We start from the raw sequence: 19,767 nt of genomic DNA on the forward strand, positions 1-19,767 counted from the left end.
CAGTCTCTTGAGGAGGCCGATGCGCAGCGGCCGTGGCACTCTGAGCGTGGCCGTCGGCTTGGTGCTGGTGGCTCTCGCGGCGGTCGGTTACGCCCTTCCCCCGGCGTTCGACCCGCCGCCCCTGTCCGCCGACCCGATGTTCCAGGCGCTTCCCGCGCAGCCCGCCGCCGAGCACCGGGCGGTGCCCCAGCTCGGGTCGTTCCGCGAGGAGCAGGTCTCGCTGGAGGCGGAGCGGCAGCGGCTGGAGGGCACGGTCAGGATTCCGACCGCGCCGGGGCCGCATCCGGCGATGGTCTTCGTGTCGGGGTCGGGCAACGGCTCGCGCACCGAGTTCACCCCGCAGGCGGAGTGGCTGGCCAGGGCGGGCGTGGTGACGCTGGCCTTCGACAAGCGGACGGTCGGCTACGACTTCCGCGACCGGGACTTCGGCCTGCTCGCCGACGACGCGCTGCGCATGGTGCGGTATCTGCGCGCCCTGCCCGAGGTGGATCCCGCGCGTACCGGGCTGTGGGGGGTGAGCGAGGGCGGCTGGGTGGTGCCGATCGCCGCCGCCAAGAGCGCCGAGGTGGCCTTCACGATCCTGGTGTCCTCGCCGAATGTCTCCCCACTGCGCCAGGTCGCCTGGGCGCTGAACGAGCAGTTGCTGCGGCTGCGCGCGCCGATCGGCGCCCGCGACCTGCTGACCAGGGCGATGGGCGGCATCGGCTTCGACTTCCTGCGCTACGACGCGATGCCGGCGCTGCGCCAGGTCCGGCAGCCGGTCCTGGCGCTGTACGGCACGACCGACCCGTCCATCCCGTTCGTCGAGAGCACCAAGGCGCTGACGAAGGCCCTCGCGGAGGCGGGCAACGACGCGTACACGATCCGCTTCCTCGACCGCGCCGACCATGCGATGCGGATCAACGGCGGCCCGTTCGCGCCCGGCTACCTGGAGACGATGGGCAACTGGATCCTCGGCCTGCCCGACAGCGCCCGGCCCGCGCCCCGGCTGGCGGGTGAGACGCCGGTGCAGCGGTTCCAGGCCGCCGACGTCCCGGCCGCCCCCTGGTACGCCGCGGGCACCATGCTGGGCCTGACCATCTGCCTGGCCGCGGTCGGCTACGTGGCCGCACCGGTGGCCGAGCTGGTGGTCCGGCTGCGCGGCCGCAATCCGCCCGCCGAGGCGAACGCCAGGCTGTGGCCGCCGATCAGGCGCCGGCTGCGCCGGATGGCGTGGACGGGCCTGGGCCTGCTTGCGGCGGTGGTGGCGTTCATCATGCTGCTGGTGCTGTTCTCGGTGAACCAGGCGGGGGCCTGGCCGGCGGTGCTGTCCGGGTGGCTGGTGGTGCGGGTGCTGGCGCTGCTCATGCTGCTGCAGGAGGTCACGGCGGTGGCGACGCTGCTGGCGGCGCTGCGCGACGGCCTGCGGCCGACCCGCTGGCAGCATGTGGCGATCGCGGGCGTGCTGGGCGGCACAGGGTTGCTGCTGGTCGCGGCGGCCTACTACGGCCTGTTCTCCTTCCCCTGGTAGATGTAGGCGCGGGTCCAGCGGTCGATCTCGTCGAAGACCTGCTTGCGTACGGGCTCGGCCGACAGCACCAGGTCGTGCAGCCCTTCGGGGATGCGCACGCAGGTGACGTGCGAGCCGATGGAGGTGGACCAGCGGGCGATCTGCCGCGGGTCGAGCACAAGGTCGGCGGTGCGCGCCTCGGGTGTGAAGACGCGCAGCCGCATCCCCTTGGCGGAGGTGAGCACCAGCACGGGCACGTCCACGGCGAGGCCGCGGTGCAGCCGCCGGTGGGCGCGGCGGATCGCGGCCAGCCACATGCCGTGCACGGGGAAGCCGCCGAGGGGCTTCCACTCCAGGTCGTAGTCCCATTCGCCGCCGTGGTCGCGGTGCAGGCTCTGGCCGTACACGGTGGAGACGCCGACGGGCAGGGTGCGGGCGGTCCTGGACAGCGGGCCCTTGAGCACGTCGGCGGCCACCCGTAGCGGGGCTGGGACGTTCAGGTCGAGGAACGGGCTGTTGAGGACGAGTCCCTGCACCAGGCCCTGGCCGCGGACGCGGTCGGCCCAGAGGGCGGCGACCAGGCCGCCGGTGGAGTGGGCGTTGACGGTCAGCTCGTCGTGGTCCTCGCGGATGATCCGGACGGCCTCGTCGATCTCGGCGAAGTAGTCGGTGACGCTTCTGATCAGGCCCCTGGTCTGGTGGGGCAGCAGCGACCTGCCGTACTTGCGCAGGTCGAGGGCGTAGAAGTCGACCCCTTGGGCGACATAGTGGTCGGCCAGATGGTCCTGGAAGAAGTAGTCGGTGAAGCCGTGCAGGTAGAGGACCGCGCGGCGGGACCCGGCGCGCCGGGAGATCAGGGTGGCGACGACGGCGCCCTCGAAATCGGGAGCCATCGGCAGGACCGTGACGTCGTACATGTCGGTCACGCTAGCTCATATGGGTAATTCGGCTAGTCCGGCATGCTTTCCGATAGCTCGGCCTAGATGTTCACCCCTCGATAAGCTGATATTTGGTGGTAATCCGTAGGCTCCCCGTCGGTCTACGAAGCAGTGCACGGGGAAGCGGGGACAGTGTGACATCGAAACCGGTCGGCACCAGGGCGGTTCTGGGCTGGACACTGCTCTCGGCGGTGGCCCCCGGCGCCGCGCACCTGCGGGCCGGCTGGCGCAGGACCGGCCTCACCCTGCTCAGCCTGTACGCCGCGGCCCTGCTCGGGCTGCTGCTGGTGGTGCTGAGCGCGGACGGCGACCTGCTCGGGCTTCTGACGTCCAACGCCTGGTTGACCGGGATCACGATCGCCGCCGTGCTGCTGGGCGCCGCCTGGTTCGCGTTGATCGTGCACTCCTTCGTGGTGCTGAAGCCCAGCCGGCTCCCGCAGGGCGGCCAGATCCTCACCGGCGTGCTCGCCGGGCTGATCGCGGTCGCGGTGATCGTGCCGTTCGGGTTCGTCACCCGGCTCGTGTCGATCTCCCAGAAGACGCTGGACCGCGTGTTCGACGCCGCTCCCGCGCCGGTCCCGGCCGAGGGGGCGCCGGAGGATCCGTGGGCGGGCCGTACCCGGGTGAACCTGCTGCTGCTCGGCGGCGACGCCGACGACCACCGGCCGGGCGTGCGCACCGACAGCGTCAACCTGGCCAGCATCGACGTGCGCACCGGCAACACGGTGCTGCTGAGCCTGCCGCGCAACCTGGAACACGTGCGCTTCCCCCCGGGCACTCCGATGGCCACCCGCTTCCCCGACGGCTTCCGCCTGCCGGTCGGCCCCGGCGGCGGGCGCGACGACCTGCTGTTCGGCATCTGGGAGTACGCCGACGCGCACCCCGAACTCTTCGGCGGCAAGACGAAACAGGGCGCGAAGACGCTGATGGAGGCGGTCGGCTACACCCTCGGCCTGAAGATCGACTGGTACGCCCTGGTCAACATGTGGGGCTTCGCCCGGCTCATCGACGCGATCGGCGGCATCACGCTGACCGTCGAGCAGGACGTGGTGTTCGGCAAGTACAACGAGGGCCTGGTCAAGGCGGGCACCAGGCGGCTCAAGGGCGCCGACGCGATGTGGTACGCCCGCTCGCGCACCTTCAGCGATGACTTCACCCGCATGCGCCGCCAGCGCTGCGTGCTCGGCGCGCTGCTCGGCCAGGCCGACCCCGCGACCGTGCTGACCCGGTTCGACCGGATCGCGCTGGCCACCAAGGAACTGGTCAGGACCGACATCCCGCGCCCGATGCTGGAGCACCTGGTGCCGCTGGCGCTGAAGGTCAAGAGCGCGCGGGTGACGAGCGTGCAGTTCGTCCCGCCGCTGATCCGCACCGGCGACCCCGACTGGGACCGGATCCGGTCGATCACCGCCAAGGCCGTCGCGGACTCCGCCGCCCGCGCGCCCCTCGCGGCCACCGCCACCCCCTCACCCTCACCCGGCGACACGAAGAAGCCGGACGACCTGGCCAGGCCCAAGGGTCTCGGCGAGGGCTGCGCCTAGAACACCGGGCGCACCTCGCCGACGGGCACGCCGCCGCCGAGGACGGCCACCGTCTCGAAGGCCGCGGCGCCCGACACCTCGCAGCCCATCCGCCGCAGCAGCGCCAGGGCGATGGCGGTGGTCGCGCGCGGGCTGCCGTCGATGACCTTGACCGCGGCGGTGTGGCCGGAGGCGAGGGCGGCGACCAGCACGCCTTCGGCGCCGCCCTTCACCAGAGCGCCCGGCAGCGCCCGCATCAGCTCGGTGTTCTGGTGGCCGGTGCCGCCGACGTACTCGGGGTGGTCCCGCATCGCGTCGGCGACCTGCCGGGGCGCGCTGCCCGGCGCGGCCTCGACCAGCGCCTGGATCGCGCGGGCGAGCCCGGTGAGCGACTGGCCGAACAGCGGGGCGCCGCAGCCGTCGACGGCGACGTGCGCGGCCTTCTCGCCCGACAGCTCCTCCACGGCCGACCGGACCCGCCGCTGCAGCGGGTGGGCCGGGTCGAGGTAGGCGCCCGTCTCCCAGCCGGAGACGGCGCAGGCGGCCAGCATGGCGGCGTGTTTGCCGGAGCAGTTCATCCGCTCGCGCGAGCGGCCCGCGCCTTCGCGGATCAGGCGGTGGCGGGTGGTCTCGTCCTCGGGCCAGTCCTCGGGGCAGGCCAGGGCGTCGAGGCCGAGGCCGTGCTCGCCGAGCATGGCGGCGACCAGCCGTACGTGGAAGTCCTCGCCGGTGTGGCTGCCCGCGGCGATGGCCAGGCTCGCGCCCGTCAGGGGCGCGCCGGAGGTCAGGCAGGCCAGCGCCTGGAACGGCTTGGCCGACGAGCGCGGCAGGACCGGCCGCTCGGCGGGGCCGAACGCGACCTCCACCCGGCCGCCGGGCGCCAGGCCCACGGCGGCGCCGTAGTGGACGCTCTCGGTGAACCCCGAGCGCACGACCTCGGCGAGGGCGGCGAGTTCAGGCACGAGCGGATCTCCTTAGGTTGTGCGGGCGTCGAGGACGCGGGCGAGCTTGGACAGCGACGCGTTGACGACCAGGTAGACGAGCGCGACCACGATGTAGGTCTGGATGAGCAGGCCGTTGTAGGTGGCCAGTACCTTGCCCGAGTACAGCAGCTCGGCGTAGCTGACCACGAAGCCGAGCGAGGTGTCCTTGAGCAGCCCGACCGACTGGCTGACGATCGACGGCAGCACCCGGCGGGCCGCCTGCGGCAGCAGGATCATGCGCATGGTCTGGCCGACGGTGAGCCCGACCGCCAGGCCCGCCTCGCGCTGCCCGCGTTCGACGGACAGGATGCCGGCGCGGAAGATCTCGGCGAAGGCGGCCGCGTTCGACACCGTCAGCGGCACCACGAGCTTCCAGAACAGCGGCAGGTCGAGACCGTACCGGGGCAGGGCGAACAGCACCACGTAGACCAGCAGCAGCGCGGGGATCGTGCGCACGACCTCGACGTAGGCGGCCGCGGGCCCGCGCACCCAGCGCCGCTCCGACAGCCGCCCGAGCGCGAGCAGCAGCCCGAGCCCCATGGACAGCGCCGCCGCGACGACCGCGGCGAGCGCGGTCGCGCCCAGCCCGTTCAGCAGGTAGCGCCACATCGGCCAGGTCGTGTACGGCTGCCAGCGCTCGTAGCCGAGCTGCCCGTTGGCCGCGAACTGCCGCACCGCCAGGGCGGCCAGCGCGACCGCCGCCAGTGTGCCGACGACGGTGGCGATCCTGATCCGCCGCCTGGCGCGCGGGCCGGGCTCGTCGAAGAGCAGGCTGCTCATCGGATCATCACCAGCCGTCGTTCGAGCCGCCCGGTGACGAATCCGGCGCAGGCGGCGATCAGGGCGTAGGCCAGTCCGGCGCCCACGAAGATGGGGATGGGCTGGGCCTCCAGGAGGTTCACCCGGTTGGCGGCGGCCGTCAGGTCGACGACGCCGACGGCCGCGGCGAGCGAGGTGTTCATGGTCAGCGCGATGAAGACGTTGCCGAGCGGCTGGACCACCGTGCGCAGCGCCTGCGGCAGGATGACGTGCCGCAGCGACTGGCGGAAGGTCAGGCCGAGCGCCCTGGCCGCCTCACCCTGTCCCTGACCGACCGCGTTCACGCCCGAGCGCAGCGCCTCGGCGACGTAGGCCGCCTCGTACAGCGCGATGACCACGACCGCGGTCACCAGCAGGTCGGCCTGGATCCCGATCTCGGGCAGGCCGAAGACCGCCAGCACCAGCAGCACGAGCAGCGGCAGGTTCTGGAACGTCTCCACGTAGGCGGTGCCGAGGCCGCGCAGCACGCCCACCGGGCTGACCCGCATGGCGGTGATCAGCACGCCCACCACCGCCGCGCCCGCGAAGGACGCGGCGGTGAGCTGGAGCGTCACGATCAGCCCCTGCCAGAACTCCGGCAGGTGGTCCAGGATGACGGACATCAGGAACCCGGCACCGAGCCGATCTGCGGCGGCGCGGGGGCCTCGCCCTGCACGACCGTGCCGATGGAGTTCTTCCAGACCTGCTGCCAGAGCCCGGCGTCCTGGGTCTTCTTCAGCCAGCCGTTGACGAACGTCTTGAACTGCTCGTCGCCGTGCTTGAGCCCGATGCCGTAGGGGTCGACGGTGAACGGGTTGCCGATCACCTGGATCGCCGGGTCCTTCTGCGCGTTGGCCACCAGCAGCGTCTCGTCCTGGACGTAGGCGACGCCCCGGTCCTGCTTGAGCGCCTGCATGGACTCGGGGTCGCTGCCGAAGGTGATGATCTCGGCGTCCGGCGCGATCTTCTTGATCGCCGGGATGGCCGGGGTGTTGGCCCCCGCGATGACCTTCTTGCCGTTCAGGTCCTCCGGCTTGGTGATCCCGGTGGTGCCCTTCTTCACCGCGATCGACAGACCGGAGGTGTAGTACGGCCCGGCGAACGCGACCTGCTTGGCCCGTTCCGGCGTGATCGTGTACGTCTGGAACACCACGTCCACGGTGCCGTTGGCGAGTAGTGCCTCACGGGTCTCCGACGCCGAGTTGACGATCTTCACCTTCGGCTCGCCGATGATGTACTTCGCCAGCGCCTTGCCCATGTCGGCGTCGAAGCCCTCGACCTCGCCGCTGACCGGGTTCTGCTGCGACAGCAGCGGCGCGTCCAGCGACCCGCCGACGATGAGCTCGCCGCGCTTCTTGATCTTTTCCATCGTCGAGCCGGGCAGGATCTCCGCGGCGTCGGCGACGGGCGCACCGGCGAGCAGCCCGCTCGCGGCGGGCTTGCCCTCTCCGGGTACGGCCGGGCTGCTCCCGGAGTCCGTGCTCGAACAGGCCGCCAGGCCCAGGAGCGACACGGCGACGACAGCGACCATCCGCTTCATGGACACCATCCCTTGCGTTTTCAGTGGGTGAGGACCTTGGCCAGGAAGTCCCTGGCCCTGTCGGTCTGGGGTGCGTCGAAGAAGGCGTGCGGCGCGCCCTGCTCGACGATCTGGCCGTCGGCCATGAACACGACGCGGTCGGCCGCCCGCCGTGCGAAGCCCATCTCGTGGGTGACGACGACCATGGTCATCCCGTCGGCGGCGAGCCCCGTCATGACGTCGAGCACCTCGCCGACCATCTCGGGATCGAGGGCCGAGGTGGGCTCGTCGAAGAGCATCACCTTGGGCCGCATGGCCAGGGCGCGGGCGATGGCCGCCCGCTGCTGCTGCCCGCCCGAGAGCTGGGCGGGCAGCTTGCCCGCCTGCTCGGCGATGCCCACCCGGCCGAGCAGTTCGCGCGCCGTGGCCTCCGCCTCCGCGCGCGCCGCGCCGCGTACCTTGACCGGGGCGAGCATGACGTTCTCCAGCACGCTCTTGTGCTGGAAGAGGTTGAACGACTGGAAGACCATGCCGACGTCGGCGCGCAGCCTGGCCAGCTCCCTGCCTTCCAGCGGCGCGGGCACGCCGTCGATGACGATCTCACCCGACTGCGCCACTTCCAGCCGGTTGAGGCAGCGGCACAGCGTGGACTTGCCCGACCCCGAGGGGCCGACCACCACCACGACCTCGCCTCGCGCCACGTCCAGATCGACGTCGCGCAGCGCGTGGTGCTCGCCGAACCACTTGTTCAGCCCTCTTACCCGAATCATCGCCAACTTCCTTCGATATCGAAGATAAAGCGGACCGTAATGGATGATTTCGCCGGAAGTCAACATGTTGTCGCATTAAGGTCAACCGTGGTATTCATCTGGTCATGTCAGGCAAAGAGCGGCTCCCCGTGACCGGAGCGCAGGGCGAACTCCTGCGGCTCGTCGCGACCGGTCAGGCCGAGTCGCGCGCCGAGCTGGCCCGCCTGTCAGGCCTGGCCGCCTCCAGCGTGTCGCTGCGCGTGGAGGAGCTGATCGAGGCCCGGCTGCTCGTCGAGGAGGGCTCCGGCACCTCCCGCGGCGGCCGCCGCCCGCGCCGGCTGCGCCTGTCGCCCACCGCGGGCGTGCTGGCCGTCGCCGACCTCGGTTCCCACCACGCCAGGTTCGCCCTGCTCGACCTGAGCGGCGCCCCGCTGGCCGCCGACGAGCGGCCGTGCGACATCGCGGCCGGCCCCGAGGCGGTGCTCGACTGGATCGCCGCCACCTTCGACGACCTGCTCGCCGCGCACGCGCCCGCCGGGGTGCCGCTGCGCGGCGTCGCCACCGGCATCCCCGGCCCCGTCGACCCGGCGACCGGCCGCGTGGTCGGCCCGTCGCGGATGCCCGGCTGGAACAACTTCCCCGTCGCCGAGCACCTGGGCGGCCGATACGACCTGCCCGTGCTGGTGGAGAACGACGCCAACCTGATGGCCGTCGGCGAGGCCCTCTCCTGGCCCGAGGCGGACAACCTCATGGTGCTCAAGGCGGGCACCGGCATAGGGTGCGGGGTGATCGTCAACCGGCGGCTGCACCGGGGCCGGGGCGCGGCGGGCGACATCAGCCACGTCCGGATCCGCGCCGACTCCTCCGTCACCTGCGCCTGCGGCCACCCCGACTGCCTGGAGGCCTACGCCAGCGGCGCCGCGCTGATGGCCGCGCTGGCCGAGGCCGGCATCGCGGTCCGGCGGCCCGCCGACATCGTCGGCCTGGTCGGCGACGCGGTGCCGGAGGCGACCAGCCTGGTCAGGAACGCCGGGCGGCTGATCGGCGAGGTGCTCACCGTGCTGGTCAACTTCTTCAACCCGGACGTGATCGCGGTCGGCGGCAGCCTGTCGGCCGCCGAGCCGCTGATCGCGGCCGTCCGCGCGGCCGTGTACGAGCGCTGCCTGCCGCTGGCCACCCGCGACCTGGAGATCGCCCCGGCCCGCGCCGGCCAGGACGCCGCCCTCCTCGGCGGCGGCGCCCTCCTCCTCGACGCCGTCCTCTGACCGCTCAGACGCGGAAGGACTCCTTGGCCAGCCGTCGTACCCGGGTCTCGTCGATCGTGTGGCCGAGGCCGGACTGGGTGAGCGGCACCGCGACCACTCCGCCCGCCGCGCCCACCGCCGGGGTGACGATCTGGGCGTTGCGCGGCGGCTGGGTGACGTCGCACGGCACCGTGCAGCCCGGCAGGCTGGCCACCGCCACCGCGGCGGCCCTGGCCAGTCCGGCGCCGTGCCCACCGGCGCACAGGATGTCCCAGCCGGCCGCGACCGCGCGGTCGTGCGCGCGCCGTACCTCGCTCAGGGAGGCGAAGGAGGCGGGGCGCAGCAGCAGCACCCGGCCCGCGCGCAGGGTGAGGTAGTCGGCCAGCTCGGCGGCCGACCTGGCCTCCACCGCGACCGCGGCGTTCACCTGGTCCTGCAGGTCGGCGTAGGCGTAGGGGTCGTCGATGGCGAAGGGCCGCTCGATCACCTCCACGCCGTAGGAGTCGAGGGCGACGAGCTGCTCGGCCGAGGTGTAGGCGGCGCCGCAGTCCAGCGCCAGGCTGAGCGCGGGGTAGGCCTGCCGGACCGCGCGCAGCGGCTCCATGTCCCAGCCGGGGCGCACGTCCAGCGTCACGTGCGCGTAGCCGCCGCACACCTGCTGGTTGACACGGGCCACCAGGGAGTCGAGGGAGCGGTCCTGGCTGATGCGCACGGTGGCCATCAGCGAAGTGCGCTCGCCGCCGATCGCGTGCGCCAGCGGGACGCCGCGCATCCGGGTCCACAGGTCCCACAGCGCCATGTCCACCGCGGGCCCGCCGCCGGGCACCTGGTCCGGGTGCTCCCAGTCGACGCCGATGAGCTGCCTGCCGAGCCTCTCCTCCAGCGCGCTCCACAGTTTCGGTCCGGGCTCGACGATCTCCCCCCAGCCGGTCATGCCGCCATGGTCGGTGAGGCGGACCAGCAGGCTCTCCGGCCGCCTGCCGTACGGCAGGACCAGCCGGAACACCTCAAGCTCCCGCACACGCGGCATGTATCCCCCTAAGAACGGACCTCTTCCATGGTGCCCGTAGTGGCGGACTGCGCAAAACGGGGGGGCCAGGACGACCGGCACACTGACCGACGAGCACCTCGGACGGCGGTCCCAGGCAATTCAGGCCGGGTCGCGCGGGCGTGTCTCCAGGCCGGCGATGACCAGGTCGAGACCGTACTCGAAGCGGGCCTCGCCGCCGTCGGCTATCAGGGCGTCGACGTTCGCGGCCAGGTGCGGGAAGCGGTCGGGCGGCAGTGCGCGGTAGAAGCCGTCGATCTGGCCGACGAAGTGCCGGAAGTACTCCTTCAGCTCCATACCGCTGTCGCGCATCCTGGCGTAGTGCAGCGATCCCTCGTAGGCGTCGCTGGAGACGTAGAGGGACAGGCGGTCCATGCCGAGGGAGGCGTCGCGTGGGCTGAAGCCCGCCTCGATCAGGAGGCCGAACACGAACTCGGCCAGTCGCAGCATGTTCGGGCCGGTGGGGATGCTGGCCAAGGCCACCTTGGCGATATCGGAGTGCGCGGCTAGCACCCGGTGCGTCTCGCGGGCGTACTCGCGCACCTGCCGCCGCCAGTTCGCCGGGTCGCGCTCCGGCAGCCTGACCTCGCCCATCACCCGGTCGTAGATCAGCTCCAGCAGTTCGTCCTTGCCGGCCACGTGGGCGTAGAGCGAGGCGGGGCCGGTGTCCAGCTCCTGGGCGATCCTGCGCATGCTCAGCGCGTCGAGCCCTTCGGCGTCGAGCACGCGCAGCCCGGTCTCCACGATGAGCTCCTGGCTGAGCTGCCGTTTGACCGGCGCCGCCCTGCGCGCCTTTCGCCACGGCGGGGTCGGGATGGCCGACGCCTCTTCGTTCATGACGCTCCCTTCGGCTACGAACACTGTACTTGACACGAACGCCGTTCGCCTTTAGAACGGTGTTTGTCGCAACGAACACCGTTCGCCAGAAAGGCTCCCCCCTCATGACCGTCACCACACCGGCGGTGACCGACGTCCAGCCCTACCGCTGGCGCTGGGTCGCCCTCTTCGTCATCCTGGCCGCGGAGGTCATGGACCTCCTCGACGCCCTGGTCACCACGATCGCCGCCCCCACCATCCGGAAGGAGCTGGGCGGCTCGGAGAGCCTCGTCCAGTGGCTCGGCGCCGGATACACGCTGGCCATGGCCGTCGGCCTGATCACCGGCGGACGCCTGGGCGACCTGTACGGCCGCAAGCGCATGTTCGTCGTCGGCGCGCTCGGTTTCACTGCCACCTCGCTACTCTGCGGACTGGCCACGACTCCGGAGATGCTCATCGGCGGCCGAGTCCTGCAGGGCCTGTTCGGGGCCGTGATGATCCCGCAGGGCCTGGGCCTGATCAAGGAGATGTTCCCGCCGCAGGAGATCGGCAAGGCGTTCGCGGCGTTCGGGCCCGTCATGACCGTCTCCTCGGTCGGCGGCCCCGTGCTGGCCGGCTGGCTCGTCGACGCCGACCTGTTCGGCACCGGCTGGCGCATGATCTTCCTCATCAACCTGCCGCTCGGCCTCGCCGCGGCGCTGTGCGCGGTCAGGTTCCTGCCGGAGTTCCGGCTGTCCAACGCCACCCGGCTCGACCTGGGCGGCATGCTGCTCGTCTCGGCCGCCGTCTTCCTGCTCGTCTTCCCGCTGATCCAGGGCCCCGAGCTGGACTGGCCCGCGTGGACCTTCGTCTCGATGGCGGGCTCGATCGCGGTGTTCGCGATCTTCGGCAGGTACGAAGCGCGCCGCCAGCGCACGGGCAAGGACCCGCTGGTCGTGCCCAGCCTGTTCGGCAAGCGCGCCTTCACCGGCGGCCTGGTCGCCGGGCTTGCCTTCTTCTCCGGCCTGATCGGCCTGTCGCTGGTCTTCACCCTCTACACCCAGGTCGGCCTCGGCTACAGCCCGCTCAAGGCCGGCCTCACCGCGCTGCCTCAGGCGATCGGCGGCGTGATCGGCTTCGGCATCGCGATGTCCGGCCTGCAGGCCAGGCTGGGCCGTACGCTGCTGCAGATCGGCACCGCGGTGATGGCGGCCGGCGCGGGCGTGCTCGGCCTGACCGTCCACCTGGCCGCGCTCGACGTCACCCCGTGGCAGCTCGCCCCCGGCCTGCTGCTGGTCGGGATCGGCATGGGCCTGACCATGGCGCCGTTCTTCGACATCGTGCTGGCCGGGGTCGAGCCGCACGAGTCGGGCTCGGCCTCGGGCACGCTGACCGCGGCGCAGCAGCTCGGCGGCGCGTTCGGCACCGCCCTGCTCGGCACCCTCTTCTTCGATCTGCTGCGCAGCCGGTGGAGCTTCGGGGACGCGCTGCAGGTGACGATCTGGGTGGAGGTGGGGCTGCTGGCGCTGACCTTCGCCCTGGCCTTCCTGCTGCCCCGGCACGCGCGTGAGGAGTCCGCGCACTGAGGCTCAGGACAGGTGGTGCTCCACCCACCGCGCGATGTCGCGCCGCTCGATCGCGGCGGCCATCAGGTCGGGGAAGGCGTCGGGCGTGCACGCGAAGGCGGGCACGCCCATCGCCGTGAGCGCCGCCGCGTTGTCGTGGTCGTGGGCGGGCGCGCCCTCGTCCGACAGCGCCAGCAGCACGATCACCTGGACGCCCGCCTGGACCATCGAGCCGATCCGGCGCAGCATCTCCTGCCGGACGCCGCCCTCGTACAGGTCGCTGATCAGGATGAAGATCGACTCGGCCGGTCTGGTGATCAGGCCCTGCCCGTAGGCGATGGCCCTGTTGATGTCGGTGCCGCCGCCGAGCTGGGTGCCGAACAGCACCTCGACCGGGTCGTGGAGCTGGTCGGTGAGGTCGACCACCGCCGTGTCGAACACCACCAGCGACGTCTTCAGCGAGCGCATCGAGGCCAGCACCGCGCCGAACACCCCCGAGTACACCACCGACGCCGCCATCGACCCGCTCTGGTCGACGCAGAGCACCACCTCCCGCCGCACCGCCCGCTGCCGGCGCGCGTAGCCGACCAGCCGGGACGGCACCACCGTGTTCCGGTCCGGCAGGTAGTTCTTCAGGTTCGCCCTGATCGTCCGGTCCCAGTCGATGTCGGCCGCCCTCCTGGGGCGGTGCGTGCGGGCCGAGCGGTCGAGCGCGCCGGTGACCGCCGCCCTGGTCCGCTGCGCCAGCCTGCGCTCCAGCTCGGTCACGACGGCCCTGACCACGGCGCGGGCCGACTCCCTGGCCCGCTCGGGCATCACCTTGTTCAGCGCGAGCAGCGTGCCGACCAGGTGCACGTCCGGTTCCACGGCCTCCAGCATCTCCGGCTCCAGCAGCAGCCGGGTCAGGTTGAGCCGCTCGATGGCGTCCTTCTGCATGACCTGGACGACGCTCGACGGGAAGTAGGTCCTGATGTCGCCCAGCCAGCGCGCCACCCTGGGCGCCGACGCGCCGAGCCCCGCGCCGCGCTCGGGGTCCCGGTCGTAGACGGCGCTCAGCGCGCCGTCCATCTGCGCGTCCACCCCCCGCAGCCCGAACCCCGTGCCGTCGGCCTCGCCGCCCAGCACCAGCCGCCACCTGCGCAGCCGCTCATCCATCGCCCCTCCCCAGGATCGTCAGCACCGTCCGTACGGCCGGCGCCGCCCGCGCCTCGTCCACCTCGTCGGCCTCCTCCCGGGCCACCGCCTCCCCCGCGCTGACCTTCGCGCCGATCGCCCGCCGCTCGGGGGCGGCGAAGGCGCCGAAGGTCCGGCGCAGCAGCGGCAGCACGGCGGTGAACTGCTCGCCGCTCAGCCCCGACAGCCAGGTGTCGACCAGCGCCAGCAGTTGCGGGTCGTGCACCAGCAGCAGCCCGCCGCCCGCCAGGAACCCCTCGACCCAGGCGGCGGCCCTGGCCGGGGTGTGGCCGCCCGACATCGCCCGCGCCATGCGGACGCCCGCCTCGTCGGCGTCGAGCTGCCCGGCGTCCAGCAGGATGCGGGTCAGCCTGCCCTCGACGAGCCCGTGCAGCCCTTCGCGCCCGCTCACCGTCCGCAGCGTGGTCATCCACCGGCACCGCTCGGCCGGGTGATGCGCGTGGCCGTCCTGCCTGGCGGCGGGGAGGTCGCCCAGCAGGGCGACGGCCGCGTGGACGGCGTCGACGTGGCTGAGCAGGCTCGCCGCCGTGTCGTCGTCGAGGCCGGTGACCGCGACCGGCAGCCCGACGCAGATCCGGTCGAGCATCGACTCCACGATCACCGCGAGCCCCTCGGCCGGGGTGCCGCGCACGTCGCCGTACCGGCGCGCCCTGACCATCGCGGGCAGCGCGGCCATCAGGTGGGTGACGTCGGTGTCCAGCGCGGCCCGCGCCGAGAGCGCGTCCAGCACGTCGGGCAGCGCCTCGGGCAGCTCGGCCAGCAGGCACAGCTCCACCAGCGCGGTCAGCTCCGCCAGCGAACCCGACCCGCCCCCTGAGCCCGGGGCGGCCAGGTCGCGGGCGCGCTGGGTGGCGGCGGCGGACACCGTGGTGCCCAGCGCGGCGGCCTCGATGAGCGACAGGTCGTACTCGGGCCGCCAGGCCAGCAGCCACGTCTCGCGGAAGGTGCCCCTGCCGCGCGCCTCCCGCTGGACGCCCCACTGGACGCCGAGCAGGCGCAGCCGGTGCAGCAGGTGGCTGCGTTCCAGGTCGAGCGGCTTGCGCAGGTCCAGGTCGAGCTCCCGGTCGAGCGCCTCGGCGCGCAGCCGCAGCCGCCGCTGCTGGGCCCGCAGGTCGCGCTGCAGCGGCACCATCGGTGTGCCGTCGGTGACGTGCCCGAGCCGGTCGCCGACCACCATGCGCCGCTCGATGAGCCGTACCGGCAGTTCGTCGCCCTCGCAGAGGACGGCGAGCGCAGCCTCGGTCACCTCGCCCAGTCCGGCGAGGGGGCGTCCGCGCAGGGTGGCCAGGCTCTCGGCGAGCCGTACCGCCTCGATGACGTGCGCGGAGGAGACGGGCAGCCCCTCCTCGCGCAGTACGGCCGCCGCCTCGGCCAGCCAGCGCTCGATCGGCCGGTCCGGCGCGGTGAACAGGTGGTGGTACCAGCCGGGCGAGGTGATGCCCGCGCCGTAGCCGCTCCACGAGGCCAGCCGGCCGTACGTCCACGGGACCCAGGTCAGCTCAGCCTTCACCTTGGGCAGTCCGCGCAGCAGCGCGTTGTCACGCTGCGCGCCCCCGGCCGGGGTGAGGGCGGGCACGTGCCAGGCGCCGCACACCACCGCGACGCGCTCGAAGCCCTCCTTGAGCGCGGCGCGCAGGGTCCTGCGCATGTACGCCTCGCGGCGGGCCTCCCGCTCGTCCGGCTCGTACCCTTCGCGGACGGCCGCCATCGCCTCGGCGATCACCTCGAAGGGCGTGTCGCCGCGGTGCTCGACGACGTCCTCCCACCAGCGTTCGGGGTCGTCGTATCCGGCCGTGGTGGCGAGGGTGGCGATCGGGTCGGCGCGCAGCGGGTCCGGCTCCCCGGGCTCCCCGGGCTCTCTGGCGGGTTCGGCCAGGCTGTGGGCGGCGGGCAGGTCGCAGAAGCGGACGGGGACGCCCGCTCGCGTGCCGTACAGGATGGCCTGCCATTCCGGGGAGAACTGGGCGAACGGCCAGAAGGCGGCGCGGGACGGTTCGCCCGGCACGTGCGCCAGCAGCGCTACCGGGGGCTCCAGGTCGGGGGCCAGGGAGAGCAGCGGGTCCGCCTCGGGCGGGCCCTCGACGAGGATCGCGTCGGGTTCGAGCCGCGCCAGTTCCTCGCGTACGGCCCGCGCCGACCCCGGCCCGTGGTGGCGCACGCCCAGGACGCGGACGTCGGCCACCTCAGGAGACCTCGCGGCAGGCGCGGTAGAAGTCCCGCCAGTCGGCGCGCTCGCGGACCACCGTCTCCAGGTACTCCCGCCACACCACCCGGTCCGACACCGGCTCCTGCACGACCGCGCCGACGATGCCCGCCGCGACGTCCGCGGGCCGCAGCACGCCGTCGCCGAAGTGGGCGGCCAGCGCGATGCCGTTGGTCAGCACCGAGATCGCCTCGGCGGTGGACAGCGTGCCGCTGGGCGACTTCACCTTGGTCCGCCCGTCCTCGGTGACGCCGTCGCGCAGTTCGCGGAAGACGGTGACGACGCGGCGGATCTCGGCCAGGCCTGTGGTGGTCTCGGGCAGTTCCAGGGAGCGGCCGAGCTGGCCGACCCGGCGTGCGACGATGTCCACCTCCTCCTCGGCGGTGGCCGGGACCGGCAGCACGACGGTGTTGAAGCGGCGGCGCAGCGCGGAGGACAGCTCGTTCACGCCGCGGTCGCGGTCGTTGGCGGTGGCGATCACGTTGAACCCGCGCCGGGCCTGCACCTCCTGGTTCAGTTCGGGGATCGGCAGCGTCTTCTCCGACAGCACGGTGATGAGCGCGTCCTGCACGTCGGAGGGCATCCGGGTCAGCTCCTCGATCCTGGCCACCCGCCCCTCGGCCATCGCCCGCATCACCGGGCTCGGGGTGAGCGCCTCGCGCGAGGGACCCTCGGCCAGCAGCCTGGCGTAGTTCCAGCCGTAGCGGACGGCCTCCTCGGCGGTGCCGGCGGTGCCCTGCACGAGCAGGGTGGAGTCGCCGCTGATGGCCGCCGCGAGGTGCTCCGACAGCCATGTCTTGGCCGTGCCGGGCACGCCGAGCAGCAGCAGCGCCCGGTCGGTGGCCAGGGTCGCGACCGCCACCTCGACGATGCGCCGCGCCCCGACGTACTTGGGGCTGACGCGCTCGCCGTCGCCCAGGATGTAGGTGGTCACCGCCCACGGCGACAGTTTCCAGCCTGGCGGGCGCACCCGGTCGTCGTCCTTGGCCAGGAGTTCCAGCTCCTCGGCGTAGTGATCCTCGGCGTGCGCGCGCAGCACGGTCATGCGAGCTCCTTCAGCATGTCGGAACGGAATCGGAGGAGGGCGGCGACCTCCTGGACCGGCGGCTCGGGCGAGAGCGCCGCGGCCATGGCGTGCAGCGCCGGGTCGATGCACTCGCCGGCGATCCTGGTCAGCTCGCCGAGGTTCCACGGCTGGCTGCCCGCCACCTTGAGGATCTTCTTGAGTACGGCCAGCGCCAGGTCGGCCCCCCACGGCACCGACACCCCGCCCAGCACCATGATCAACTGCCCGTCGACGCCGTGCCGCTTCACGAAGTCGGCCGCGACGGCCTCCTGCTCGGCGGGCGGCAGCGCGGCCAGCAGGTCGGCCAGCGGGTCCCAGGCGAACAGCGCCCTGGCCCAGCCGGGATCGCCCTGCAGGACGGCCGCGCGCACCCATCCGGCCTTCACCTCGCGGTCCCAGTCGGAGATCCGCTTCCTGACCAGCCGCTCGGCCGGGCCGCCCCAGAAGGCCAGCGGCGTACGGGCGACGATCTGCTGCAGCCACCAGGCGCGCTCGCCGGTGCCGCGCGGCGGCTTGGCCCTGACGCCGTCGCGCTCCATCTCCTTGTCGCACGCGCGGGGCGGTTCGGCGATGATCGTCCTGGCGCGCACGGTGAGGCAGGCGGCGGCGCGTTCGGCCATCCGGTGCGACAGGCGGGAGTCGGGGAGCCTGGTGAGCAGGTCGGCGGCGTGCTGGCGCACCTCGCGTCTGCGGTCGTCGAGGGCGGCCTCCAGGAACGGCTCGTCGTCCATGGACAGGCCCTCGGCCAGCAGCGCGAGGAACTCCGCCCGGTCGTCGGGCGTCTCCTTCTCCCAGCCGCCCTCCAGCAGTCCGCGCGCCTTCGCCGGGTCGGCGGCGCGCAGCTCGCGCAGGTAGGCGCGCCGGTCGCCCGCGCTGCCCAGCTCCCAGGTCTCCCCGGTGGGCTCCGCCAGCAGGTACGCCCAGCCGGGGTTGAGCCCGGCCAGCCAGCGCCCCCGGTGGCCGGCCAGCACGCCCAGGTGGGCCCTGATCGAGCGGTCGCGGGCGCCTTGGTCGAGCAGGTCGGGCACCAGGTGCGGCGGCACCCTGCGACCGGTCTTCGCGGCGGCCTGCAGCCACTCGGGCAGCAGCCGCGGCTGCTCGCCGCCGAGAATCCGCGCCAGCCGCTCCCCGGCGGCCCTGGACACCGCCTCGGCCTCCTCCCCCGCCGCGGCACCTCCCGCCGCCTCCGCCTCGGAAACCAGGCGCCCCGCGCGCCGCCGCACCACGTGCACGGCGGCGCTCTCCAGCAACTCCCCCTGGTACGGCCTGCGGTGCGTGCCCATCAGCGCCGCCGAGACCAGCTCGTCCCACGCGTCGTTCACAGCAGTACCGCCTGTCCGTCGTCGTACCAGGTGGTGAGTGGGATCAGGCCGCGGGGCGTCCACTCGGCGGCCACGGTGACCGGGTGCCCGCCGGAGACGGCGAGCAGCCGCCACGGCGTGGCGACCCGCGGATGCCAGGGCAGCCCGCCCAGCCGGTCGACGGCGGGCACCACCCCGGCCAGCACCACGGGCCACGAGTCCGTCCACGGATCGCCCGCCACCGCCGAGGCCACCTCGGCCAGCGCCTCCTCGACCGGCACCCCCGGCGGTGTCCCGTGGCCCGTGCCGGGTTGGGGGTGGCGGGTGGCGACCAGGGCGCGCAGCGGGGTGGCGCCCGGGTAGAAGGCCAGGTCGGCGTTGACGGCGGTGCCGGTGACGAGGGAGGCGTCGAGTGCTTGGCCGACGGGCGCGAACGACAGGACCAGCGCTGCCCGGCCCGTCCGGCGCCCTCGCAGCCATACGCGCCTGGACACCAGCCTGTCCTGTTCCTCGTCCCGCCGGCCGAGCACGTCCCAGAGGTCGCGGACCACCGGCCCGGACAGCACCTCCCCCCGTGTGACGGGGAAACCCACCCGCATCATGACCGTCCGGGCCAGCTCGGCGGGCAGTTCGTCCCGCCGCCTGAACCCGACGGCCAGCAGGTTGATCAGCGCGTACTCCCCCAGCAGCCGCCCCCACTCCCCTCCGGCCCGCACCCGCCCGAGCCGTCGCACGGCCGCCGCCACCCCGGGCGCCTGCGCGTCGACGAGCCGCCTGCCCAGTTCCTCCCAGTCCCGCTCCTCCGCCCCCGGCAGCCCCTGCCGGACCTGGTCGGCGAGCCATCGCTCCAGCTCCGCCAGCCCGGCCGCCACCCGAGCCCGCCGCCCGGCCTGTCCGTCCCCGATTCCCACGGCGGCCACCCCGGTCGGAGCGCTCCCACACGAACCGGCGTCATCCCGCGCCCCCTCAGCCCGGGGCAGCGCCTCACGCTCCCCCTGTGCCGCCTCCGCCCTCGCGGCGCGCCGGGTGATCCACTCGGCCGCCCACGAGGGCAACACGTCCTCGTCGGGCACGTCGTCGGCCGACCAGAGCAGCAGCAGGCCGAGCGCGTGCTTGCAGGGAAACTTCCGGCTCGGGCACGAGCACCGGTACGCGGGCCCGCCCAGATCGACACACGCCAGGTACGGCTTGGCCCCACTCCCCGCGCACTCCCCCCAGAGCACCTCCTCCGTCACACCTCGTGCCTGCCACCTGCCCGGCGCCGCCACCCCCTGCGCCGCCTTTCCCGACGGCCCGTCGGGCGCCAGCCCGAGCACCTGATCCCGGCTCCACCGTTCGATCACCTGCCGCACATT

The 19,767-nt window shown here is 73.1% G+C and carries 17 protein-coding genes; 4 read left to right on the forward strand and 13 right to left on the reverse strand.

Features of this window, described 5'->3' with window-relative positions; translation table 11 throughout:
* The first annotated feature begins 19 nt into the window (after positions 1–19).
* Entirely contained in the window at positions 20–1,510 is a 1,491-nt protein-coding gene (locus ABZ911_RS09535) for a prolyl oligopeptidase family serine peptidase (protein WP_358053784.1), read from the forward strand.
* On the opposite strand, the gene ABZ911_RS09540 is transcribed toward ABZ911_RS09535, so the two are convergent.
* Positions 1,483–2,406 carry an alpha/beta hydrolase gene (locus ABZ911_RS09540; protein ID WP_358054025.1) on the reverse strand — a complete coding sequence of 308 codons (924 nt, stop codon included), beginning with the start codon at positions 2,404–2,406 and terminating at the stop codon, positions 1,483–1,485. The genes ABZ911_RS09535 and ABZ911_RS09540 overlap by 28 nt on opposite strands.
* Before the next feature lie 155 nt (positions 2,407–2,561).
* Between ABZ911_RS09540 and ABZ911_RS09545 the strand changes: the two genes are divergently transcribed.
* Positions 2,562–3,968, forward strand: a complete 1,407-nt coding sequence (locus ABZ911_RS09545) for an LCP family protein (RefSeq protein ID WP_358053786.1) — start codon at positions 2,562–2,564, stop codon at positions 3,966–3,968.
* Here the strand turns inward: ABZ911_RS09545 and ABZ911_RS09550 are convergent.
* The 5 genes from ABZ911_RS09550 to ABZ911_RS09570 are packed head-to-tail and all read right to left on the reverse strand — an operon-like array spanning position 3,965 to position 8,017.
* Entirely contained in the window at positions 3,965–4,909 is a 945-nt protein-coding gene (locus tag ABZ911_RS09550) for an asparaginase (RefSeq protein ID WP_358053788.1), read from the reverse strand. The genes ABZ911_RS09545 and ABZ911_RS09550 overlap by 4 nt on opposite strands.
* 12 nt (positions 4,910–4,921) lie before the next feature.
* Entirely contained in the window at positions 4,922–5,710 is a 789-nt protein-coding gene (locus ABZ911_RS09555) for an amino acid ABC transporter permease (RefSeq protein WP_358053790.1), read from the reverse strand.
* Positions 5,707–6,351, reverse strand: coding sequence for an amino acid ABC transporter permease (locus ABZ911_RS09560; protein WP_358053792.1), 645 nt, complete (start codon positions 6,349–6,351; stop codon positions 5,707–5,709). The genes ABZ911_RS09555 and ABZ911_RS09560 overlap by 4 nt, the downstream gene beginning before the upstream one ends.
* Positions 6,351–7,268, reverse strand: coding sequence for a glutamate ABC transporter substrate-binding protein (locus tag ABZ911_RS09565; protein WP_358053794.1), 918 nt, complete (start codon positions 7,266–7,268; stop codon positions 6,351–6,353). Before ABZ911_RS09565 ends, ABZ911_RS09560 begins: the two co-directional genes overlap by 1 nt.
* Positions 7,269–7,288: 20 nt before the next feature.
* Complete coding sequence (locus ABZ911_RS09570; protein WP_358053795.1) at positions 7,289–8,017, reverse strand: amino acid ABC transporter ATP-binding protein; 729 nt, start codon at positions 8,015–8,017, stop codon at positions 7,289–7,291.
* 104 nt (positions 8,018–8,121) lie between these two features.
* Here ABZ911_RS09570 and ABZ911_RS09575 point away from each other — a divergent pair, with 104 nt between their 5' ends.
* The gene (locus ABZ911_RS09575) at positions 8,122–9,261 is read left to right on the forward strand and encodes an ROK family transcriptional regulator (RefSeq protein ID WP_358053797.1); all 1,140 of its coding nucleotides are present in this window, start codon (positions 8,122–8,124) and stop codon (positions 9,259–9,261) included.
* Between the two features lie 4 nt (positions 9,262–9,265).
* On the opposite strand, the gene ABZ911_RS09580 is transcribed toward ABZ911_RS09575, so the two are convergent.
* Both ABZ911_RS09580 and ABZ911_RS09585 read right to left on the reverse strand, forming a co-directional pair.
* Entirely contained in the window at positions 9,266–10,270 is a 1,005-nt protein-coding gene (locus ABZ911_RS09580; protein ID WP_358053799.1) for an enolase C-terminal domain-like protein, read from the reverse strand.
* A 120-nt stretch (positions 10,271–10,390) separates the two neighbouring features.
* Positions 10,391–11,125 carry a TetR/AcrR family transcriptional regulator gene (locus ABZ911_RS09585; protein WP_358053801.1) on the reverse strand — a complete coding sequence of 245 codons (735 nt, stop codon included), beginning with the start codon at positions 11,123–11,125 and terminating at the stop codon, positions 10,391–10,393.
* Positions 11,126–11,229: 104 nt separating this feature from the next.
* On the opposite strand from ABZ911_RS09585, the gene ABZ911_RS09590 reads away from it, so the two are divergent.
* Positions 11,230–12,669: a DHA2 family efflux MFS transporter permease subunit gene (locus tag ABZ911_RS09590; protein ID WP_358053803.1), complete on the forward strand. Its 1,440-nt coding sequence runs from the start codon at positions 11,230–11,232 to the stop codon at positions 12,667–12,669.
* A 3-nt stretch (positions 12,670–12,672) separates the two neighbouring features.
* Here ABZ911_RS09590 and ABZ911_RS09595 read toward each other — a convergent pair whose 3' ends face one another.
* Genes ABZ911_RS09595 through ABZ911_RS09615 form a run of 5 tightly spaced genes read right to left on the reverse strand, consistent with a single transcriptional unit; the run spans position 12,673 to position 19,755 of the window.
* The gene (locus tag ABZ911_RS09595) at positions 12,673–13,803 is read right to left on the reverse strand and encodes a VWA domain-containing protein (RefSeq protein WP_358053805.1); all 1,131 of its coding nucleotides are present in this window, start codon (positions 13,801–13,803) and stop codon (positions 12,673–12,675) included.
* Positions 13,796–16,024, reverse strand: coding sequence for a DUF5682 family protein (locus ABZ911_RS09600; protein WP_358053807.1), 2,229 nt, complete (start codon positions 16,022–16,024; stop codon positions 13,796–13,798). The genes ABZ911_RS09595 and ABZ911_RS09600 overlap by 8 nt, the downstream gene beginning before the upstream one ends.
* Position 16,025: 1 nt before the next feature.
* On the reverse strand, positions 16,026–17,090 hold the full coding sequence (locus ABZ911_RS09605; protein WP_358053809.1) for an AAA family ATPase: 1,065 nt from the start codon (positions 17,088–17,090) through the stop codon (positions 16,026–16,028).
* Positions 17,087–18,433: a DUF5691 domain-containing protein gene (locus ABZ911_RS09610; RefSeq protein WP_358053811.1), complete on the reverse strand. Its 1,347-nt coding sequence runs from the start codon at positions 18,431–18,433 to the stop codon at positions 17,087–17,089. Before ABZ911_RS09610 ends, ABZ911_RS09605 begins: the two co-directional genes overlap by 4 nt.
* Entirely contained in the window at positions 18,430–19,755 is a 1,326-nt protein-coding gene (locus ABZ911_RS09615; protein ID WP_358053813.1) for an SWIM zinc finger family protein, read from the reverse strand. Before ABZ911_RS09615 ends, ABZ911_RS09610 begins: the two co-directional genes overlap by 4 nt.
* Positions 19,756–19,767 lie beyond the last annotated feature (12 nt).

The sequence above is a fragment of the Nonomuraea sp. NPDC046570 genome (assembly GCF_040645915.1).
In the GTDB taxonomy this organism is placed as follows: Bacteria; Actinomycetota; Actinomycetes; order Streptosporangiales; family Streptosporangiaceae; genus Nonomuraea.